15 protein-coding genes and 1 pseudogene are annotated in these 20,963 nt (G+C 65.0%); 11 read left to right on the top strand and 5 right to left on the bottom strand.

Going from position 1 to position 20,963, the window contains the following annotated elements; genetic code table 11:
• Window positions 1–24 precede the first annotated feature (24 nt).
• Window positions 25–909: a dioxygenase gene (locus CCK87_RS15760; RefSeq protein ID WP_086462386.1), complete on the bottom strand. Its 885-nt coding sequence runs from the start codon at window positions 907–909 to the stop codon at window positions 25–27.
• Between the two features lie 200 nt (window positions 910–1,109).
• On the opposite strand from CCK87_RS15760, the gene CCK87_RS15755 reads away from it, so the two are divergent.
• On the top strand, window positions 1,110–3,737 hold the full coding sequence (locus tag CCK87_RS15755) for a LuxR C-terminal-related transcriptional regulator (protein ID WP_086462385.1): 2,628 nt from the start codon (window positions 1,110–1,112) through the stop codon (window positions 3,735–3,737).
• Window positions 3,738–3,739: 2 nt separating this feature from the next.
• Here CCK87_RS15755 and CCK87_RS15750 read toward each other — a convergent pair whose 3' ends face one another.
• A complete protein-coding gene (locus CCK87_RS15750) occupies window positions 3,740–4,906 on the bottom strand; it encodes a serine hydrolase domain-containing protein (protein ID WP_086462384.1) in 1,167 nt (388 codons plus the stop codon).
• 82 nt (window positions 4,907–4,988) lie between these two features.
• Window positions 4,989–7,274: a LuxR family transcriptional regulator gene (locus CCK87_RS15745; RefSeq protein ID WP_086462383.1), complete on the bottom strand. Its 2,286-nt coding sequence runs from the start codon at window positions 7,272–7,274 to the stop codon at window positions 4,989–4,991.
• Between the two features lie 122 nt (window positions 7,275–7,396).
• Between CCK87_RS15745 and CCK87_RS15740 the strand changes: the two genes are divergently transcribed.
• From CCK87_RS15740 to CCK87_RS15700, 8 genes and pseudogenes are all read left to right on the top strand, one after another.
• Window positions 7,397–8,596 (top strand): NAD(P)/FAD-dependent oxidoreductase, encoded by a 1,200-nt coding sequence (locus tag CCK87_RS15740; RefSeq protein ID WP_170927322.1) that lies wholly within the window; start codon window positions 7,397–7,399, stop codon window positions 8,594–8,596.
• Window positions 8,593–9,498, top strand: coding sequence for an NAD(P)-dependent oxidoreductase (locus tag CCK87_RS15735; protein WP_086462381.1), 906 nt, complete (start codon window positions 8,593–8,595; stop codon window positions 9,496–9,498). Before CCK87_RS15740 ends, CCK87_RS15735 begins: the two co-directional genes overlap by 4 nt.
• On the top strand, window positions 9,495–9,902 hold the full coding sequence (locus tag CCK87_RS15730) for a carboxymuconolactone decarboxylase family protein (protein WP_086462380.1): 408 nt from the start codon (window positions 9,495–9,497) through the stop codon (window positions 9,900–9,902). Before CCK87_RS15735 ends, CCK87_RS15730 begins: the two co-directional genes overlap by 4 nt.
• Before the next feature lie 19 nt (window positions 9,903–9,921).
• Window positions 9,922–10,713, top strand: a complete 792-nt coding sequence (locus tag CCK87_RS15725) for an N-acyl homoserine lactonase family protein (RefSeq protein WP_170927321.1) — start codon at window positions 9,922–9,924, stop codon at window positions 10,711–10,713.
• Window positions 10,713–11,570, top strand: coding sequence for a bifunctional 5,10-methylenetetrahydrofolate dehydrogenase/5,10-methenyltetrahydrofolate cyclohydrolase (locus CCK87_RS15720; RefSeq protein WP_086462378.1), 858 nt, complete (start codon window positions 10,713–10,715; stop codon window positions 11,568–11,570). Before CCK87_RS15725 ends, CCK87_RS15720 begins: the two co-directional genes overlap by 1 nt.
• Window positions 11,571–11,771: 201 nt before the next feature.
• Window positions 11,772–12,044 (top strand): annotated as a pseudogene (locus CCK87_RS15710) (3-oxoadipyl-CoA thiolase); the annotation flags it as partial.
• A gap of 83 nt (window positions 12,045–12,127) precedes the next feature.
• Window positions 12,128–13,129: an alpha/beta hydrolase gene (locus CCK87_RS15705; RefSeq protein WP_249273959.1), complete on the top strand. Its 1,002-nt coding sequence runs from the start codon at window positions 12,128–12,130 to the stop codon at window positions 13,127–13,129.
• Window positions 13,130–13,176: 47 nt separating this feature from the next.
• Window positions 13,177–13,764, top strand: a complete 588-nt coding sequence (locus CCK87_RS15700) for a TetR family transcriptional regulator (RefSeq protein WP_086462375.1) — start codon at window positions 13,177–13,179, stop codon at window positions 13,762–13,764.
• Between the two features lie 325 nt (window positions 13,765–14,089).
• On the opposite strand, the gene CCK87_RS15695 is transcribed toward CCK87_RS15700, so the two are convergent.
• The gene (locus CCK87_RS15695) at window positions 14,090–15,574 is read right to left on the bottom strand and encodes a carboxylesterase/lipase family protein (RefSeq protein WP_170927320.1); all 1,485 of its coding nucleotides are present in this window, start codon (window positions 15,572–15,574) and stop codon (window positions 14,090–14,092) included.
• A gap of 298 nt (window positions 15,575–15,872) precedes the next feature.
• Between CCK87_RS15695 and CCK87_RS15690 the strand changes: the two genes are divergently transcribed.
• Window positions 15,873–16,904: a LacI family DNA-binding transcriptional regulator gene (locus tag CCK87_RS15690; RefSeq protein WP_086462373.1), complete on the top strand. Its 1,032-nt coding sequence runs from the start codon at window positions 15,873–15,875 to the stop codon at window positions 16,902–16,904.
• 99 nt (window positions 16,905–17,003) lie between these two features.
• On the opposite strand, the gene CCK87_RS15685 is transcribed toward CCK87_RS15690, so the two are convergent.
• Window positions 17,004–20,126, bottom strand: coding sequence for an Ig-like domain-containing protein (locus tag CCK87_RS15685; RefSeq protein WP_140162892.1), 3,123 nt, complete (start codon window positions 20,124–20,126; stop codon window positions 17,004–17,006).
• Between the two features lie 9 nt (window positions 20,127–20,135).
• On the opposite strand from CCK87_RS15685, the gene CCK87_RS18370 reads away from it, so the two are divergent.
• Complete coding sequence (locus CCK87_RS18370) at window positions 20,136–20,291, top strand: hypothetical protein (protein WP_170927319.1); 156 nt, start codon at window positions 20,136–20,138, stop codon at window positions 20,289–20,291.
• The last annotated feature ends 672 nt before the right edge of the window (window positions 20,292–20,963 follow it).

The following is a 20,963-nucleotide window of genomic DNA, read 5'->3' as shown; positions in this document are numbered from 1 at the left end:
ACACGGCATCCGGCTGCGCTCGAATCACTCCTCGGCCAGCACGATGTCGAAGCGGACCTCACTCCACGGCTCCTCAAGCGCCCTCCCGTGCGGGCCGTGCGACGTGGGCTCGCGCTCGACGAAGTCCAGGATGAGGCTCTCCTTCACTCCGAACACCGCGTCACTCTCGAGCCAGGGGTCCCCGGCGACGAAGACGTGCGTGATCAGCTTCTCGTGCCCGTCGGCTGTCACCATGAAGTGGATGTGCGCGGGCCGCATGGGCGAGCGTCTGGCGAGGGTCAGCAGGTCGCCCACGGGTCCGTCGTGAGGAATCGGGTACGGAGCCGGCTGAACCGTCCAGAACGAGAACTCGCCGTTGCTGTCCGTGGCGAGATGCCCGCGACCCGCGAACTCCGTGCCCTCGATCTGCACATCATAGAAGCCCTCGTCGTCGGCCGCCCACACCTCGACACGAGCGCCGAGCAGCGGCGTCCCGGTCGCTGACGTGACGCTGCCGTGCACATGGCAGGGCCGACCGGAGAGGCCCTGCGACAGGTCGTCCCCGTGTTCGAAAGCCGGCGCATCCGCGACAAAGAACGGGCCGAATACCGTGGATTCCGTAGCCTCCGTGCGCGCCGGACTGTTCACACCCACGGTCATCATCGAGGCACCCAGCACGTCGGAGAGCAGGATGAACTCCTGCCGCCGCTCATCGGTGATGTCCCCGACTCGAGTGAGGAAGGCGATCGAGGCATCCCACTCGGCTTGGGTCAGCCGGACGTCTCTGATGAAGCCGTGCAGATGCCGCACGAGGCTTTCCATAACGAGTCGGAACCGCGGATCTTCCCCTGCAGCGAAGCTCTCGACGACCTGCTCGGTGACGCTGCGCTCCCTATCGGCCTGGGCAAGTGCGTCGGCCAGTCTGCTCATCGTGACACCGGCTGTGCAACGGAGCGGCTCAGCAGCCGCGGTGTGGGATCGTCTGTCTTCTCGGAGTGTGTAAGGATCTGTGTGCGCTGCACTTCATGGAGCGACAACACGACCGCGGCGTTGGGGTCTGACATGTTCAGATAGTCGCTCGCGGTCGCTACGCCTCGCATCCATGAGCCCACCTGTACCCACGGAGTGACATGATGACGAACGGATCCGTCGACCCGCAGTCGATGGTGGGCGGCACTCTCCCGGGCCGAAATGCCGAGCTGCGCACGCTACGTGCGCTGCTCTGGGACGGCCCGGATGCGCCCAGCGCCGTTGTGCTCCACGGCCCTCCCGGCATCGGCAAGAGCGCCCTGCTCGTCGCGCTCGCGAGCTCTGTTCCGCGGATGGTGCGCGGGACCGATCTCGAATCACTCGCCGCCGAGGGCACCGACCTGCGGGGGCTCGTTGCCGCGCGCGAGCGGCTGCTTCAGGAGGCTGGCGACCAGCGCACACTGGTTATGGTCGACGACGCCGACGCCCTTCAGCCCGCACTCACTCGAGTGCTGCTTTTCATCGCCCGCAGGGCCACGGGCACGCCGCTCGGCTTCGTATTCGTCAGCCGGGAGCCGGGAGCCGTCTACGCAGACTCCGGACTGCCCCTCGTGCGCCTCGGCCCCCTCGACAGGGCGTCTCTCGAGCGCGTCGCCGCCTCTTCGATGCCCTTTGCTCTCAACAGCGAGGCCCTCGAGGCGATCCTCTCCGTGTGCGACGGCAACCCGGGCTGGCTGCAGGAGATCATCGAAGCGCGAAGCCGGGCCGAGCTGGAGGGGCGCACCCACCTGCCGTCGTTGTCGGAACCGGCACCCTCCGCCCTGGCCTGGTGGGCACCCGTCTTCGACGGCTTCTCCGTTGCCACCAGGCGCGCGCTACTCGTCCTCTCGGCCTGGGGGGCCACAGATCTGGCGTCCCTCGCTCGAGATCGTCGCTTCACCCTCGCCGACCTCACACCTGCCGAACTCGCCGGCATCATCGTCGTCGCCCAGGAGCGCGTGCGGTTCACCACACCGCTACTGCGGTCCATCGCGTACTTTCAAGCATCCCTCGCCCAACGCGACGAAATTCACCTCGGCATCGCAGCAGCACTCGACGGCCCGGATGATGCAGACCGGCAAGCCTGGCACCGAGCGTCGGCACTCCACTCCCCCGAAGACGAGACCGCGGCGATGCTGGAGCAGGCGATCGACCTGGCCTGGCACAGGGCGGGAGCGGCGGGAGTCGCACGGGTGTGGGAGCGTGCCGCGGAGCTCAGCGAGGTACCTTCAGAACGCGGCCGTCGGCTCGTCGCCGCGGCCTCTGCACACTGGCAGTCGGGGCAGGGTGACCGTGCGGCCGCGCTGCTGAGCCGCGCGGAGCCCCTCGTCACCGATCCCACGGCCCAGGCGACCGCAGCTTTCGTAGCAGGAGCCATCGCCCTGGGCGGCGGGCATCCCGACGACGCGTTCTCGTTGCTCGTCACCGGGGCCACCTCGGTCTCGAAGTCCGACCCTGAGCTCGCGGTCAATCTGGCGTCGCGGGCGACGGGAATCGCGTGGTGGGCAGGGCTCGGTGACTGGTCACAGAGCGCCATGAACCTCGTGAGTTCGTCGACCGACGGCGCCTCCCTCTTCTCTCGATTCGCGCGCGCGACATCCCAAGCCGGGATCGACATCCTCGCCTACCGGTTCGAGTCGGGTGGCCCCGCTATGACGACGGCACTGGCCGACGCCGAGGAGTTCACCGACCCTCGCTGGCTTCTGTACGCGAGTGAATGCGCTGGACTGCTCGGTGACGACATCAACGCCGTGGTTCTACAGTCCCGCGCGATCGACGCCCTTCGCGGCTCCAGCAATGCCCCAGAGCTGCCGTTCGCCCTCGAACTGTATGCCTACGCGAACGCCCTCCACGCTCGCCTCGACGCGAGCGCGGCAGCGGCACAGGAGGGCCTGCGGCTCGCCGAGGAGGCGCACGAGGAGCACGAGGGGTCGTTCCAGCTCGCCATGCTCGCCCACCTCGCCGCACTGCGGGGCGAGGCGGACTCCGCGCGCGACTTGGCGCAGCGGGCGGCAGCCTCCGCCCCCGACAAGCGCTATCCCACGGCCCGGTGGGCCGTGGGTCGGCTCGAGCTGAGCCTCGATCGCCCCGAGAATGCCTACCGCGAACTCGCGCCGCTGTTCACGGAGACGACTCGGCACCCGATCGTCGCCCTCTACGGCACACCCGACCTCGTCGAAGCCGCGGTCGACAGCGGTCATGCCGAGGCTGTGGAGGATGCCGTGACCGCGTTCGAGCAGTGGGCGGCCCACGGCTCGCTCTGGGCACAGACCACGTTGCTTCGAGTGCGCGCACTGCTCGCGGAGCCGGAAGAGGCAACGGCACTCTTCGAGCGTGCGCTCGACGAGCCGGGCTCACAGCGCCGACCGTTCGAGTATGCGCGCACGCTCCTGCTGTTCGGCCGCCACCTGCGGCGGCTACGCCGCCGACTCGACTCACGCGAGCACCTCAGTCAGGCGCTCGCGTCATTCACCGCCCTCGGGCTCACGGCGTGGGCTGACCGAGCTCGCTCGGAGCTGCGCGCGAGCGGCGCAACCGTGGCCGCGCCCGGCAACACCCCGACCGCGCACCTCACTGCGGGTGAGGCTCGGATAGCGGAACTCGTCGCCGAAGGCGCCTCCAACCGGGACGTCGCGCTGGAGCTCCACCTGAGCCCGCGCACCGTCGAATACCATCTCGCAAAGGTGTATGTGAAGCTCGGGATCAGCTCGCGCGCACAACTCTCCACGGCGATCCAGGCGTCGGACTGAGTTCAGACCGCGGCGGCCAGTGCCATGTCGGACAGGCGCTGAAAGCGGCGCACGTTGTCGGCCTCGCCAAGCACTCCGGCCGTCATGCAGACGAACGTGAGGTCGCGCTCGGGGTCGATCCAGAACTGCGATGATCCCGCACCGTAACCGCCGAATGTGCCCGCCGACGCCATCGTGCCGAAGAACGTCTGGTACAGCTGGGGGCCGCGCAGCATAAAGCCGAGGCCGATGTTCGCCACCCACGGATACCACTCCATCGCGGAGACCAGTTTCGCGTAGCGGTCGTTGAGGAGGTCCCCCGTGTGGTTTCGGGTTGCGAGCGCGATCGACGCCGGCGACAGCACTCGGTTGCCTTCGAATTCTCCGCCCCGACGCAGCATCTCCGTGAACCGAAAGACATCGCGCACCGTCGATACGCATCCCACCCACGGCATCTCGGCCCCTTCGTAGGCGGCCGCTCCTGTGTCCTTGATGTCCTCAGGCGAGAAGAATCCCCCCGGCGGGAACTTCACCGCGACCGGAACAAGCCTGTCCGCCCACGCCGTCGGCGCGCCCATCGACGTCTCGGTCATGCCGAGCGGGTCGAGCAACTCCTGTTCGAGGGTCTGCGTGAATGTGCGGCCGTCACCGAGGGTGCGCCGCACGATCTCACCGAGCAGGGCGTGCGACAGGCAGGGTGAATAGTTGACCCGTTCCCCGGGAATGCCGACGAGGTCCATCTCGCAGATCGCTGCGATCGTATGTGCTTGATCGCCGGCCTCGAGCGGTGGCACGGGCCACGGCGTGGGTGAGAGTGCGGCGCGGTGCGTCATCAGGTGCTCGATGCTCACACGGCTCTTCGCGCCGGTACGGAAGCGATCCGAGCCCGCAAACTCCGGGATGACGTCGACGACCTTGGTGGTGGGCGAGACGAGTCCTCGATCGAAGGCCTTCAGCACGAGGGCATTGGTGAACGTCTTGGTCATCGAGAAGATACGGAACACGTCGTCGACGCTCGTCGCCCGCTGGGTCGAGCGGTCCGAGTATCCGACGGCGCGGTGCAGGCCGACCTCCCCACCGCGTGCGACGAGAATCACCGCCCCGTCGTAGAGCCCGGACTCCACGTCCGACTCGATCGAGGCGGCAAGACGCTCTAGAGCCGCGGGGTCGAGGCCCGCGTTCGTACTCACGCGGTCACCATGGGACGGGGAGGGAAGCTTCTTCGCATGCTTCGATTGTTCGTGCCGACGAGCGGGATTCGCATCGATGGGACTACCAGTCGATAGCGGCCTCTTCCAACGCGGCGGCGAGCGTCGAGCGGGAGGTGATTCCGAGCTTTGTGTAGGCCTTGTGCAGGTGATACTCCACGGTCTTCCGGCTGAGGAAGAGCCGCGCCGCCACCTCGTGGTTGCTCGCGCCGACGGCGACCAACTCGGCGATCTGGCGCTCCCGGGGTGTGAGCCTCTCCTCGGAACCGCCGTCGCGCCGGCGAGCTGTCTGCCCGGATGCCGAGAGTTCCTGCCTCGCGCGCTCCGCCCACGGTTCGGCACCGACGGCGTCGAACAGCTTCACGGCCAGCTCGAGTTGCTTCCGGGCGAGCACGCGCTGCCGGTCCCGCCGCAGGTACTCGCCGTAGAGCAGTCGGGTGCGCCCTTCTTCGAACGGAAGCCCCTCGCCGGCCACGGCCTCGACAGCCCTCTCGAAATGATCGAAAGTCCCGTCGCCCTGGGCGCGCAGCGCGCGCAGGCGGGGAACTACTGCTTGAGCCCATCGTGCCCCCGCGTCGGCCCACCGCTCGAAAGACGCGAGGGCGGATGCCGCGAGTTCCGGTCGAGCCGCTCGGGTTGCGGCCTCGACGAGGTCGGGCGCCGCGAACAAGGCGACCACGGGGTTGGCGTGCTCTGACCGGGGATCATCGATCGCCGAGAGCTGGGCGAGTGCAGCACTGGGGTTACCGAGTCCGAGCTCGAGTTGTCCGAGCGCCCACAGGGCAGAAGCGGCAGCTGTCGGAGAGCGGTCGTACTCCGAGAGCCGAAGCGCCTCCGACACATGGGCACGGCACACGCCGCTCTGACCACGGAGCGCCGCGATGTGGGCGAGGATCGAGTGCTGCGTTGCATCCGCCCCTGATACCTCGTCATGCTCGGCCGCCTGCGCCACCCGCGCGGACGCGCTCCGAAGGTCCCCCTGCCAGATGTCCACCGAGGCGAAGCTCTGCAGCACCCAGGGGAGCTCCCCCTCGGAGTGGACAGCTTGCAGCTCGGCGAGTGTTCGCTCGTGGAAGGTCGCGGCCGCGCGGTCATCGCCGAGGAGCAGTGCGGCCTGGGCTGCCAGCACCGCGACCCTGGGATCACTCAGACTCTCGGCGAGACGAAGTGCCGTGAGTAATTCATGCCCAGCCGCCTCGAGATCGCCGGTGAAGCTGTGCGCACCGCCCGCGAGCACCGCCACAATGAACTCGGCGCTCGTGCTGCCGTCCCGAGGAAGGGACTCGACCACGGCCGCCACCTCGGCAGCACGGTCCCGCCGCCCCGACCACCACGCGACCTCGGCAGCGCGCAGGAGCGCCGAGGTCGCGGTGGCTGGGCGCTCCTCGATGGTCAGGCGCGCTGCAAGCATAAAGGCGCGATATGCCTCCGCCATGTCTCCTCCCGCGAAGGCTGCAGACCCCTCTGCGATGCACGATCGCGCGCGCCACGGCGCCTCGACCTGCAGTCCGCGCAGCTGGCGCGACAGCCTGCGGACACCCGCGGCGGAGCCCGAGTGCCACGCCGACTCCGCGGCCAGAACGAGCCGGCGCGCCGCCGCTGACGGCTCGACCGAGAGCTGCGCGGCACGCTCGAGGAGTTCGCTCGCTGCGGCGTGCTCACCGCGAGACGTCACGGTCGATGCCGCGTCCTCGAGGTCCTTGGCGATCCTGTCGTCAGCGCCCATGGCTCCCGCGGCCTCGTGCCTCGCCGCAGCGACATCATCCCCACGGTCGGCGGCGACTCGAGCGAGAAGCGTGTGTGCTGCTCGTCGGGACTCCGAGGGCAACGACCGATACATCTCGTCGGCGGGTGAGTCGGCCGCGGCGAGCGCCAGCTCGAGCCGGCCATCGGCATCCAGGTCGGCGATCCGCGTGACCGGCAGGTCGATTCGCGGCCAGCCGTCCAGCTCGGCGGGCACGGCGGCGGCACGCACGGTCACAACAACCGCGACCGGATGGCCCGCCACCAGTGTCGACAGTTCGCGCAGCACGAAGAGCGTCGCGGGGTCGAGAAACTCGCCGCGCTCGACAAGCCAGAACGTGCCGGGGTCGCTGCGAGCGAGAAGCCCCGCGGCGAGAACGGCCGGATCCGCTTCGGTCGCGGGGAGCGACGGCAGCATCGCGTGCAGGCCGGCGAAAGCGACAGACGCCTCCGACGCCGCTGCAGAAACATGGATGACGCGAGCATACGCAGCGCGGAGGTCCGCCGCGGCGGACGAGTCTGCGCCGGCGACCACGAGAACTCCTCCGCTGCCGCCAGCAAGACTGTCGAGGAGGTCGCCGAAAATACCTGCGTCGTGCTCGTGCATCCCGGCCACGACAACTCCCGCCTACTCCATCGTGGTCGGTACCCTAGCCCATTCCGTCACCAACCCTCGCACCGGTGAGGTCACTGATGCGACCCAGGGGTGCGGCGGCGAAAGCTTGCCGCATGAGTAAGTCAGACATTGTTGTCATCGGTGCCGGACCGGTCGGTGCGCTTCTCGCCCTGGGTCTGGCCCAGCGCGGCCGCGAGGTTCTGCTCCTCGAGTCGGAGCCGAACATCCTGCCGTCTCCGCGGGCCATGGTCTACTACTGGCACGTTCTCGAGGGCCTGGATCGTCTCGGGGTTCTCGACGACATGGATGCGCGCGGCTTCCGCAACAAGGCTTTCCTACAGCGCGTCCTCTCGACCGGTCTGCAGGCCGACGTGCCCTTGGCACCCGTGGCCGCCGTCACCGGGTTCCCGTACAACATCCATCTGGGCCAGCACGAGCTCGTGCGTATTGCCCTCGAGCATCTCGAGCGCCTGCCCAACGCTCACGTCGAGTTCGGAGCCAAGGTCACGGCGGTCTCCGACGAAGGTGACCACGTCGTCATCGAAGGAGAGAGCGACAGCGGCCGCGGTCAGTGGCGCGGGCGCTGGACTGTCGGCGCCGATGGCGCACGCAGCCTGGTGCGGCGCAGCCTGGGCCTCGGGTTCGGTGGCACCACGTGGCCCGACCGCTTCGTCGCCACCAACCTGCGCTACCCGTTCGGCGAGTTGGGTGGGCTCGGCAACGCCAACATGATCTTCGACCCCGAGAACGGATGCGTCATCGCGCGCATCGACGATACGGGCCTCTACCGCTGGACCTGGAGCGAGTCGGCCGAGCTGCCGGAAGAAGGAGTGCTTGACCGCCTCCCCGGTCGACTCGCGGCGCTCGGCTTCGGTGATGCGCCTTACGAGATCGATGCGTTCACCCCCTACCGGATGCACCAGCGCTCCGCCGACCGCATGAAACACGGTCGTGTGCTCCTCATCGGCGACGCGGCTCATGCGACCAATCCCACGGGCGGCCTCGGGCTCACGTCGGGGATGTACGACCTGCTCTCGCTCATCGAGCCACTCGCGGGAGTCATCACCGGCGAAACTGACGAGTCTTCTCTCGAGGAGTGGGCGTCTGTCAGGCTCGAGACCTTCCGTCGCCATGCGTCACCCATGGCCTCCGCAACCAAGCACATGGTCTACGACGAGACTGACGTCTCCAAGCTCGAAGGACTGGTGCGCGGCTCTTCGGACTTCACAGATCCGGTCGCGACACTGGGCCGCCTCACAGGCATGACCGTGTTGCGCGGCTCACTGCCCCGCCACCACGAGGAGCTCGCGTGAGCACCCTGTTCGTCGGACTCGGCATGATGGGCACGCCCATGGTCCGTCGTCTCGCGGGCACCACGGATCTCGTGCTCTTCGACCTCAGCCCTGCCGCCCAGACGCTGGCCAGCGAGCTCGGAGCGAGGGCCATCCCCGACCTGTCGCTGATTCCGCACGACGTGGACTCGGTGGTTCTTATGCTGCCGAACAGCCGGATCATCGAGTCCGTGCTCGTCGATGGTGATCAGCTGCTGGCAAAGCTCAATACGGGGGCGATCGTCGTCGACATGAGTTCGTCAGTACCCGCGAGCACCTGTGAACTGGCGCGACGAGCATCCGAGCTGGGAATCGACTTCGTCGACGCACCCGTGTCGGGAGGCGTCACGAAGGCCAGGACCGGTGAACTCGCGATCATGGCTGGCGGCGACCCCCACGCCGTCGAACGGGCACGGGCGATCGTCGCCCCGATGTCATCAACGTTCATTCACGTCGGACCATCGGGCGCCGGCCACGCGGCCAAAGCACTCAACAATCTGATCTCGGCGACCAACCTCGCCGCCATCGCCGAGGTGCTTGTGGTGGCCACCCGATTCGGCATCGACCCCGCGATTCTTGTCGACGTCATCAACGCCTCGACCGGGCGCAGCCAGGCCAGCGAGGTGAAATACCCGCAGCAGGTGCTCACAGGGGAGTACGCCTCCGGCTTCGCGCTCGACCTCATGGTGAAGGACGTTCGCATCGCCCTGTCCCTCGCAGACGAGCTCGGGGTCGACTCCCCTGTCACTCACGCGGCGGCCGGTGTCACCGAGGCCGCGCTGCGCGACCTCGGCGGCGCCGGTCTCGACCACACCCAGATCGCCGAATGGTATGAGACGACGCACAGCGTGCTCCTGCGTCCCCACGAAAGGAACCCATCATGACCGACGAAGCCCAGCAGTACATCGATGACATGGTCACAAGCCGCGGCTACGTGCTCGACTACCACAAGGTCATGGCCAAGCAGGACTTCACCTTCCTCCAGGCCGCGAACGGCATCGTCAACGCGGCCTATCTGAACGAGCGTCTCCTCGACCGCGTGACCAAGGAACTCATCTTCATCTGCTGTCTCACGGTCATCCGCGCCCCCCGCGCACAGATTCAGGCGCACATCCGCGTTGCGCTCAAGCTCGGGGTAAGTGAACAGGCCATCCTCGAGGCGATCGAGATCACCCTGCCGGAGGCCGGAATCGTCGCCTTCCAGGATGGCTTCGAGGCCTGGCGCGAGGTGGTCGGCGCCGACGGGCTCGAGCCGACAGTCGAAGGCTTCAACGGCTCCAGCAACTAGTGCGGTCCGGCACCTCATCATGCCCGACGACGAGTACGAGGTCCTGATCGCGCGGCACGGCACGCGCACCGGCACCCGCGGCGAGGCCTTCCTCAACTACGAGCTCTACGGCGAACCGGATGCCCCGCTCACGACCGACTATTACCTCTGGGTCGTCCGCAACTCCGCCCGCACGATCGTCGTCGACACGGGGTTCGACGCGACAGCGGCGACCCGACGAGGGAGGGTTGTGCTGAACCACCCGGCGGACCTCCTCCGGCGGATGGGCGTCGACCCCAGCGCCGGGCACCCCGTCGTCATCACCCATGCGCACTGGGATCACATCGGCAACCTCGACCTGTTTCCTGCCTCGCAGTTCTGGATCGCGCGTGCCGAAGCGCGCTTCTGGTCGACACCTGTCTCCCGACAGCGCGTGATCGCGTACTTCACCGAGGATCGGGAACTCGAGCAGCTGGCCCGACTCGGGGAGGAGGGCAGGCTGACATACTTCGACGAGCGGGCGGACATCGCTCCCGGCGTCGCGATGCAGCGGGTCGGAGGGCACACGCCCGGCCAATCGATGGTGACGGTGCGCACCAGCGCGGGAGTCGTTCTCCTGACCTCCGACGTAGTCCACTTCACCGAAGAGCTCCGAGACGAGCGTCCGTTCGTCTCGGTGACCGACCTGCCTGCGATGTACAAGGGGTTCTGGACCGTGAAACAGCTACTCGAGTCGGGTGCGATCGACATCGTCGTGACCGGACACGACCCGGCCGCCCTCGACGACGGCGACCTCTTCGCACCCGACATCGCCGTGATCGGAAGGATCTGATGCACACCACGATCATCGACGGAGCTGCTGTCGCGCGCGACGTGCTCGAGTCGCTCACTCTCGAGGTCGCGGCGTTCCGCGAACGCACGGGACGGCAGCCGGGCCTTGCCACGGTGCTCGTCGGTGAAGACCCCGCATCCGAGGTGTACGTGCGCAACAAGCGACGAAGCGCCGAGCGGCTAGGAATAGCCGATCACCACCGCCACCTCCCCGCTGACACCACCCAGGCCCGGCTCCTCGAGGTGATCGACGAACTCGCCAGCGATGACGCAGTGTCGGGCATCCTGGCGCAGCTGCCCCTGCCGGGTGGGCTGGACGCGACAACCGTGATCGACCGTATCCCGTGGTACAAGGACGTCGATGGGCTGACGACAACGAGTGCCGGCCTGCTGGCCCGGGCACGCCCCGGCCTCAGGCCGTGCACCCCGAGCGGAGTGATCACGCTGCTCGATTCGGCCGGTGTCGAGATCGCTGGCCGTGAGGTCGTCGTGGTGGGGCGCTCGGAACTCGTGGGGAGGCCTCTTGCTCAGCTACTGCTGCAACGGGATGCGACGGTGACCACGGTTCACTCCCGCACGCGGAACGCCAGAGAGGTGACGCTACGCGCCGAGATCCTGGTCGTCGCTGCGGGCATTCCCCATCTCATCGGACGAGACGACACCCGGGCCGGCGCGACGGTCATCGACGTCGGCATCCACCGGTCGGCAGAAGGTCTCATCGGCGACGTCCGATTCGAGGAGCTCCTGGGACACGCCTCGCACATGACACCCGTGCCAGGAGGCGTCGGCCCGATGACGATCGCAGCACTAATGCGCAATACCCTTCAGGCCGCGATGCTCGGAGAGGCAATCGCCTGACCGGCTCCCGTCTCAGGCTCGTGCCACGACCCTTCTGATGAGATGACGACTCACGGGTAGCCCAGAAAGCCCTTCCACGCGGAACGGCGACCCTCCTCAGGATCGCTGACAATAGTCGCATCGTCTGAGTACACCTTGGTCTGACGATCAACCGACTCGTAAAGCGGCCAGCCTTCGACGGGTGCTCCGCCATCAGCGAATGCCGGCAGGTCGTGGAGCGACGTCGACATCCTCGAACTCAACGAGGCCTTCGCCGTTCAGTCGCTGGCCTGCATAGGACTCTGGCCGGAGTTGGATCCCGACCGAGTGAATGTGCACGGCGGTGCCATCGCCCTCGGACACCCGCTCGGCGCATCCGGCGGACGCATAATCGGCCACCTCGCGCACGAGCTGAAGCGCCGCGGCGGCGGTATCGGTGTCGCCGCCATCTGCATCGGCGTCGGCCAAGGACTCGCTGTAGTCCTGGAGCGTTAGCCAGAGCTCGATAAACCAACCCTCAAGACGCGACGAGGAAGATTGTGGTGAGAACTATCAACCAACCGTATGGTTGACTCTTGATGGAAATCTACGTAGCCTCATTTCAACAGCACATACCGGCCGACACCCTCAGGCTGGAGGCTGCTCAACCTATAGGAAGGTCTTTCGCCATGCGTCATGAAGTCTGGTTTCCCAGCGAACGCCACGCGCTCGCCGGTCATCTTTACCTCCCCGATGACTCCCCCTCTGGCTCCACCCGATCCCTGCCCGCTGTTGTCGTCGCCAGCCCGGGCAGCGGAATCAAAGAGCAGACATCCGGCCGATATGCAGAAGAGTTGTCGCGTCTGGGGTTCGCCGCCCTGGCGTTCGACCACCGGGGCTACGGCGAAAGCGAGGGCTACCCCCGCTACGACGAAGACCCCATCGCAAAAGCCGAGGACATCAAGAACGCCATCAGCTTCCTCGGGAGAAGGCCGGAGATCGATCCTCAACGACTGGCCGCGATGGGAATCTGCGGCGGCGCAGGCTACGTGACCTACGCAGCGGCGACTGATCGGCGAATCAAGGCGGTCGCCACGGTCAGCGGCATGACAAACAACCGAGCATCCTTCGAGGAGATGATGGGAGAGGACCCGAGCGCTCTGGCGTACGTACTGGACGGCACGTCCGCAGCGCGCCAGTCGTTCAGCGAGGGGAATCCCCCTCAGTATGGAGTGGTCATTCCCGAAGCCGGCTCTGCGAACGTCATCGAGCCTTTGAAAGAGGCGCCGTCGTACTACTTCGACGAGAACAGAGGCGCCCATCCGCGGTGGCACAACGAGGTTTTGGCGTGGTCGATCGAGAAGCAGATGACGTTCAACGCGGTCGACATGATCGCTATGATCGCGCCCCGACCGACCCTGTTCGTGGTCGGGACCGTATCGGGTAGTCGAGGACAGAACGAGGCGGCATTCGAGGCGGCTCGCGAGCCAAAGGAACTTGTGCTGGTCGACGGCGCCAGTCATATCGACCTATACGATCGCGACGAATATGTGGAACAAGTTGTGGGCACCCTCCACCGGTTCTTCACAGCCAACGTGTGATTCGGTCAGAGGCTGGGTGCGCATCGGTCGGCTGATAACCTGACCCCATGGTGGAGGTCGAGGTTGCGCGCAAGAATCGGCTTCTCGAAGCAGCAATAATCGAGTTCTCGTCGTACGGTTTTGCGGGAGCTCGAGTGGCCCGTATCGCGGATGCTGCGAAGGTCAACAAGCAATTGATCTATTTCTATTTCGGTGACAAGGCCGGGCTTTTTGATGCCGTCCTGCGAACGCAGTCCGAGAACGTGTCCACCGCTGTCCCGTGTGACTCCGGCGACGTTCTCGGGTTCGTAGGGCGGTTATTCGACTACATCGTTGACAACCCGACCGTTATGCGCCTTGCCGCCTGGAAGCGACTCGAGGAGGTCCACTCGGAATCCGCTGCCGTTGAGGACCACTTCCCTTGGACCGGCGCTATCGAGCAGGCCCAGCTCGAAGGACACGTCCCGGCGGCCTACACGAGCTCGAATCTCGCCGCGCTTCTGTACGGCATGGCCAGTGCGCTCGACAACGTGATCCCGGCCTCAGACCAGGGCGACCGGGGTTCCCCTCAGTCGACGCTGCGAAGCAGATTCCGAGAAGACCTTCTGACAGCGGTGCAGCGAGTGATCGACGTTGGATCGAATGGGCGCGTCTGACGCCACCCGCACCGCACAAACAGTTCCGCGACTTCGCTACCCGCTACGCCAAACGCGCCGCATACTTCACGGCCGAGATCCTCGTCGCCGCCACCATCGTCTGGCTCAGATAACTTACAGGACACACCCTAGGCGCGACGGCCGGTAGGCATCACCAGTGCAGACTACGAGCATGAAGGCGATGGGCACCATGCGCGCACGCACCACCGGGTCATGACGAACAGTCGCCCAACCAGATGCCTCAGCGCTGGCCGGAGTGCCGGTGGTGAAGGCGAACGCGTGGGTCGCGATCGTCCGTCAACCTTCACTCAACACTGCACCGAACTCAGACGTAACCGACGAATCCGCTCCACGCCACCCTCCGGTCGCTCTCAGGATCGCTGACCATAGCGCGCTCTTTCGTGTAGACACCCGTCAAGCGTTCGCTCACCTCGTAGAGCGGCCATGTCTCGTCTTCTCCTCGAGCGAAGGTCACGAGGTCGGCACGAAGGTTTTCTGCGATCACCTTGTCAGTTCGTGCCGCTCCGAGGAGCTTGTCGATGCCGTCGGTCTGACCGAATACCAAGACGATGTCAGACCCGTGCGTCGCGCCCAGGCCCAACATCGTCAAGACACGAGGCCCTTGGTCGACCCGGAACATCCGAGTCGGTGCGAACTGGCTGTGAGCCTCCGCGACGGCGACGGACGGATACCAGAATGCCGCGTCCCCTCCGACACGGCCGCGGTCAAACCTGCCATTCGTCGAATACGCGGTACGAACCCGCTCGAGCGCCTCCGAAGGCGACCCTGCGAACAGCTTCTCGATTTCTGCCGGGGAGTTCGCCAACTCGCCCTTGATCAGCTTCGTGAACATCTTATGCTCGTCCCTGCAGGTTCCGATCATCAGAGGAACCCGATGGGCGCGGCCGCCTCGGAATGCGCTGATCGGCGTTTCCGGCAAGAGGTCGCCGTCGACGACATAGCTCATGCTGATGGTGCCGGCAGTGTCCTTCCTCGTGCGCCTATCGAAGGTCATGGCGGCAGTGATCAGAGTCTCAGCCGGGAGTCGCGTCAGCTCCGAGAGATCGCTATGCGGAGTGAGGCCGAGTAGAGCTAGATAGTCTTCGGTCCATCCACGCACACGATCACGCGAGTACACGTGGAAGGCTGGAGAACTCGCCGATACAGCCCTGGCGAAAAGCCCTTCCGCGCTCGGAGTCGCGAGCAGAGTCGTCACCGCGAGCGCTCCGGCCGACTGCCCGTAGATCGTGACGTTGTCAGGGTTCCCGCCGAACTCTGCGATGTTGTCCTTCACCCATCGCAACGCGGCGAGCTGGTCTCGAAGGGCCAGGTTCGAGTCGAATTCCTCTCCCCCGCTTACGCCGGCGACGTCGAGGAACCCCATCACGCCGACCCGGAAATTAAAGGTCACCGCCACTACTTCACCGTTGCCGACGAGTCGTTCTCCCGGGTATTGCGAGGATTTTCCTGTTCGGTTTCCTCCGCCGTAGATGAAGACGATCACCGGAAGTCCCTGATCATGACTCACGCGCCTCGACACATTGACCGTGAGGCAGTCTTCGCTGACACCAGGCCCTTGGGGAAAGCGGCGTGCCGACCGAGAGAGCGGGGTCTGCCAAGGGCCAGGGCCGAAGTCCACCGCCGACTTGACGTCCTTCCACGGCTCAACGGCACCGGGGCCGCGGAACCGACGTGGCCCCACGGGCGGGGAGGCGTACGGGATGCCCCGCCAATGCTCGAACTCACCCTCTATGACGCCCTGAACGCGCCCCCCGGTCGTTCGGACCGTTGCTCCGGGTTCTCGTGTCATCGGGTCACTCTCTCTTTCGACTGTCATCGCTGCCCCTTCGGGGACCTCGACCATCCGTTGAAGGGCGAGAATCCAAGTGCGCGAAGCCAATGGAACCACCTCGTCCAACGGGATCATTATGTGAGCAGAGCCGCAGAACTCGCGCCACCTTCCCGTTGAACGGGCAAACTCCGCTGACGATCAGCGGCGTTCGTGCTGCTGCGATGCAGGACTTCCGAACAAGCTTTCAGTCAGTAGCGCGAAGCGCAGACTTATCCCAAGAGTAGGCTCGAACGACGCTTTCGAAAGTGAGATTTTTATGGGGAACAGCGCACGAGCCGGTCAACCCCGGGGCGCGACACTGGGCGATGTCGCTCGGCTGGCCGGCGTTTCAATGGCCACAGCATCCAAAGCCGTCAACGGCCGAGCTGAAGTGGCAGCGACTACTCGGCAGCGCGTGATGGCGGCAGTGGAGGAAATCGGCTTTACGCCGAGCTCTTCAGCGCAAAGCCTTATCGCCGGTCGGACCAGTACCGTCGGCCTACTCACGTGTGACCTCGAGGGCCGGTTTGTGTTACCCATTCTGACAGGAGCGGAGGATGCGTTCGACTCAGGTCAGGTCAGCGTATTGCTCTGCGATGCACGAGGCGACAGCATCCGCGCGACCTACCATCTGAATACCCTTCTGAGCCGCCGTGTTGACGGCATCATCGTGGTAGGGAGCTCCACCGACCCGCGACCCACCCTCGGGCGGGACTTGCCCGTACCGGTGGTTTACGCATACGCCCCATCCGATCACCCGGCCGACCATTCGCTCACTCCCGACAACGTTGCGGGCGGGCGGCTGGCTGTAGAACACGTGATCTCGTTCGGGCGTCGTCGAATCGCGCACATTACGGGCAACCCGGACTACGCTGCAGCCCGAGACAGGGCAAAGGGCTTTCAAGAAGGGCTAGCGGCGGCAGGACTAGACGCTGTTGCCGAACCGATGTTCGGCACCTGGTCCGAAGGCTGGGGGCGTGACGCCACGGCTATCCTGCTCGAGCGGTATCCCGATATCGACGGATTCGTCTGCGGCTCCGACCAGATCGCTCGGGGGGCTCTTGAGACACTTCGCGACTTCGACCGTTCAGTACCTGAAGACGTTTCGGTGATCGGTTACGACAACTGGGAGGTGCTTACCACCAACTCCCGGCCCGAACTCACCAGCATCGACTGCAGACTGCAGGAGCTTGGGCGTCGTTCGGCCCAGCGGATCTTCGAGGCAATCGATGGAGAGCCGCTGAGTGGTGGCACGGAATACCTGGCTCCCAGGGTTGTCATGCGCGGAAGCACAGTCATCTCCAGGTAGCAAAGCGTCTCAGGCCCGCATCGTGTCGTCCGAATGTTGCGTCAGGCAGCGAGGGGCCCCGCTCCGTGAATGGAGCAGGGCCCCTCGTTGTTGCGGTGCCTACTGTGAGGCGTGACGGCGTCTGGTTACGATTCGGATTCCGATTCCCGCGCCGAGCACGAGTACGGACAGGGCGATCCAGATCGCGATGTTCGTGCCTGTTGCGGCAAGGATGCCATCGCCCCGTGACGCTGAGGCCGATGCTGTGTCTGAATTCGAATTATTGCCCACGCCTGGGTTCGGTGTTGCCGTGGGAGGTGCGGTTTTCGCGGCGATCTCTACCGAAAGTGGATCGGATTGAGACTGAGCTGTGGTCGCAGTTTCGGCGACCCTTGCGGTCACGTCATGCTTGCCCGTGCCGAAGCCCGAATAGCGCAGTGTGGCGATTCCATCCGCTACATTCGCTGTGCCGATACTGACGTCGCCCTCGAAGAACTGCACGGAACCCGAGGTGATGGGTGTGCCGGGAACCGCTTTAAGGGTTTCTGTGACATTGGCGGTGAAAGTGATCTCATCGCCTTCGGTTGCCGACGCGGGCGTTGCGGTCAGCGTCGTCGTTGTCGGCGAGAGTACGGAGACGGTCGCTCGCGCATCCCGTGCAGATCCCGCACCCCGCGCGACGACTTCGATCGGCCCGAGAACCGAGTCCGGCGCGACTTTCACGGTCTGATGCGCCTTGCCTTCCGAGTCGGCGGTGACCGTGCCAGCAGCTACGTCTCCGAAAGAAAACAGCACTGCTTCGCCCGAACGAAAGCCCGTCGCCTCAAGGTCGACTTCTCCGCCGGGCACGACGGTGCTCGCCGAGGTGCCGAGCGCGACCGGCGCGAGACTTGCCTCGTACTCTGCACAGGCGTCTCCCTGTATACCGACCGGGGCCAACTCGGAGGCTCCCGTCACTCCGTCGTCTTCTCTAACGACCAAATTGGAAAAGGCGTTAGCTCCCATGACCGCATTGCTCGTGTTGGTCGCGCTCACCGTGACTTTCGAACTCGGCCTATCGGACGGTGTCTCGTCGCCCGAAGTCGGGACGACGACGGTGGTGCAGGTCTCACCGGGTTGGAAAACGACCTGCTGCATTCCGACACCCACGGTGTCGGACGGCGAACCGAGCACACTGACATACCCAGTCACGGTGCTGGTTGATGGGCGACTGAGGTACGCGGCGACTTCGGCCGTGCCGGGTCCTGCACCTTCCTCCACAACCGTAGGCGCCACGTTCACAGTCGAGCGGGTTTGCGACACGGCGGCGCCGAGCGATGGAGTGTCGAATGCGAGATCCGAAAGATACACCCCGCCTGCCCCTGTGCCGTCGGCTCCGACACCTGCGGTGATCCGTACCTCGCGGACGTCCGTGAGATCGATGCCCGTGATGGACGAGGTGGGAAGCGTGAGTTGTTGCAGCACGATCTTGTTGAGCGTCTCGTTAGTCCCCCCTGGCATCCGGTTGATCGCGAGCGGGTTCAACTCCGACGCACGGATACTGAAGGCCTTCCCCTTGCCATCGACAACGGCGAGAGTGAAGTCCGTGCCGCTGGGGACCGACTCGTCAGGAGCCGTCTTTATCGTGACCTGAGTGTGCTCTGAAAGATCCCTCATCTCTTTGGGGACGGAGATCCGGAGTTCACCGCTGCTCTGTGCCGTCGGATCGTCCGCTGAAGCACCCTTCCAGAGAAAGCGTGTAACGGGGAACTCGGGTACGTTCGGCGCGAGGTACCCCGGCGACCAGTGCGGCACCTGAGTCTCCCCCCGCGTGGTCGAACAGAACGGCAACGGCTGCGGAGCACTGGTAAGCCCGTCGAGGTTTGTACACACCCCTGCGGTCGCGTCACCTGAGACTTGGATGAGAGAGTTATTCGACGTGAAATCAGTGACCAGCGACGTCTCGGATGAGGGCTGAGTTGCCGCTACGCGTACATCGGCGAAGCTGGTAGACGTGGTGGATGGTTTGACCGATCCATCAAAAAGAGACTGGAACTGAGTTTCACCACCCAGCGTGAGCCGGAAGAACCCGGTCATATAGCTGACGCCGACTTGGTACTCCTGAGCCGCGGTCAGCCTTGTGGCGTTCTCCGGCGAGCAACTCGAGGTGGCATCACCCTCCCACCAGTCGTCAGAACCGCCGACGGGGTACTCCCCGGGCGTCCAGACCGTGTTGAAGAAGTTGTGGTTCGCACCCATGATCCAGACGGACGACCGCAGGACGTCGTCGCCGAACGCGTGGCGCGAGTCATCAATGAAGTGCTGGCCTTGCTGGTCGGAGACATCTCCGTCGCAGTAGGGCAGGAACACGGCGGTCGCGACATCGGGCATCGTCATGCGCCCAAAGTCCACGGGGGCGAGTGGCAGCACGGCCTTGATGCCGTACGGCGTAGGGAGGGCCTCGTTGAGAGTCGCCGCTGAGACGACCCCTTCTCCTCCACGCGAGTGCCCCATCAGACCAACCTGATTGAGATCGAAACGACCTTTCAACGATGCAGCGGTTATTCCCGAGGGGGCGGCTGGTTGATCGCTACGGGTGGTCGCATGAACGAGAGCATCATCGAGCGTGCGAGAGGTCGTAGTACTCGGCGCGCTCGCGGTCGCGGGTGTGACGTCATCGTAGGAAACGGTCTCCCCGGCGTTGGCTTTCGCGAGCATTCCGAGGGTGTCGAGGACGAGTTGGCCACGGGCCTGGGCTCCGAAGTCCAACGCAAGTTTGTTGTCATAGGCGTTGATGGCGTTGGCCGCGATCGACAGTACGTTGTACCCGTTTGTGGCGAGGGCACGAGCGGTGCCCTCATAGCCGAGATAGGAACGGATGTTCATCTGGCCGGGTCCGCAAGGCCAAGGCAGATCAGTCGCTGTGGAGGCACACGAGACATGTCGACCGTGCAGCAAAATGACGACGGGTCGGTTTCCGCTTGCGCTCGACAGGTACATCTTGCCTGTGACTTCGCCTCGTATACCGCCGATTGCTGCGAGAGGTGTGGCTTGGTCACCAAAGTCGTATTCGGCTTCCGTGACCGTGTACGGTCCGGGTTCTGAGGGGTCGGGTACGGCGGCGACGTCGGACAGCGCGTTCAACTGTTCCGTCATCTTGAGGTTCTGCGTATCACCCTGGGTGACCGGGGCAGCGGGTGATTCGGATGCCTTGTCCTCCTTGCCGCTGGACCATCCCTTCGTAACCTCGCTGGCAGAGGTCACCGCAGGGTCGTGAGTGACCACGCTGAGCGAGAGTCCGTCAGCCGACTCGACCGCGAGGCCGACCGGATGACCGTCGACGATCAGAGTGGGGGCATCATTCACGATGGGGAGCGGCTGATCGAGTTTGAGATCAACGACGTAGCCGCCTGGTGTCGAGGTGACTGACCAGTCGTCTCCGGATGCGACAACAGGGTCGGATGGCTCCACGGCAGAAGCGACAGAAGCCGCTGATAGCACCAGCGCCGTCGTACAAGCGACGGTGATAGCCGATGCGATCCACCGCCTTACAGGTTTGTGAAAGGTCACAGTTCTCCTAGGAATAAGTAGTTTTTGCAGAGCCGACGAAGGACACGGGGGGATCGGTCCGATAACGGCTGGCCAAGACACGGCAATCAGAGGCTACAAAAATGAAAGTGTTTCGAACAGTTTCGAAACACAACCGAAACAGGGGATTTACCCGCACTAAATATCAAAATGCGCTACGCGAATCAATGGCCGTTAAATCGGCAGTGCGCAAACTCCAGAAACCAGCTAAATTCCGCCCATCCAGCGCAAGCTGACGGCCGTCATCACGTTTCCGAGCGAGCGTCCAACGACCTCACGGCCAGCTCTCACAATCGGCAGACCCGATCGAAAATCCTTTCGAAGTGCCGGCAATTGGCCTTACAAGCGCGGTCAGAAATCGGCTACCATATTGGTCTGGCCGATTCTGATCGGAGCGGTTGACTGAGCGCTTTGCGCCGTCGATCCGAGGCTCGAAACCTCCGGCGCCCTCATCTAGCCCCGGAGATTTTTTCTATGTCTATGCCCTCGCGGCCTGTGTCCGCAATGTCCGCC

Source organism: Agreia sp. VKM Ac-1783, assembly GCF_900177765.1.
Lineage (GTDB): Bacteria > Actinomycetota > Actinomycetes > Actinomycetales > Microbacteriaceae > Agreia.
The sequence above is the reverse complement of the archived record's forward strand: the minus strand, read 5'-3'. Positions and strand labels throughout refer to the sequence as shown.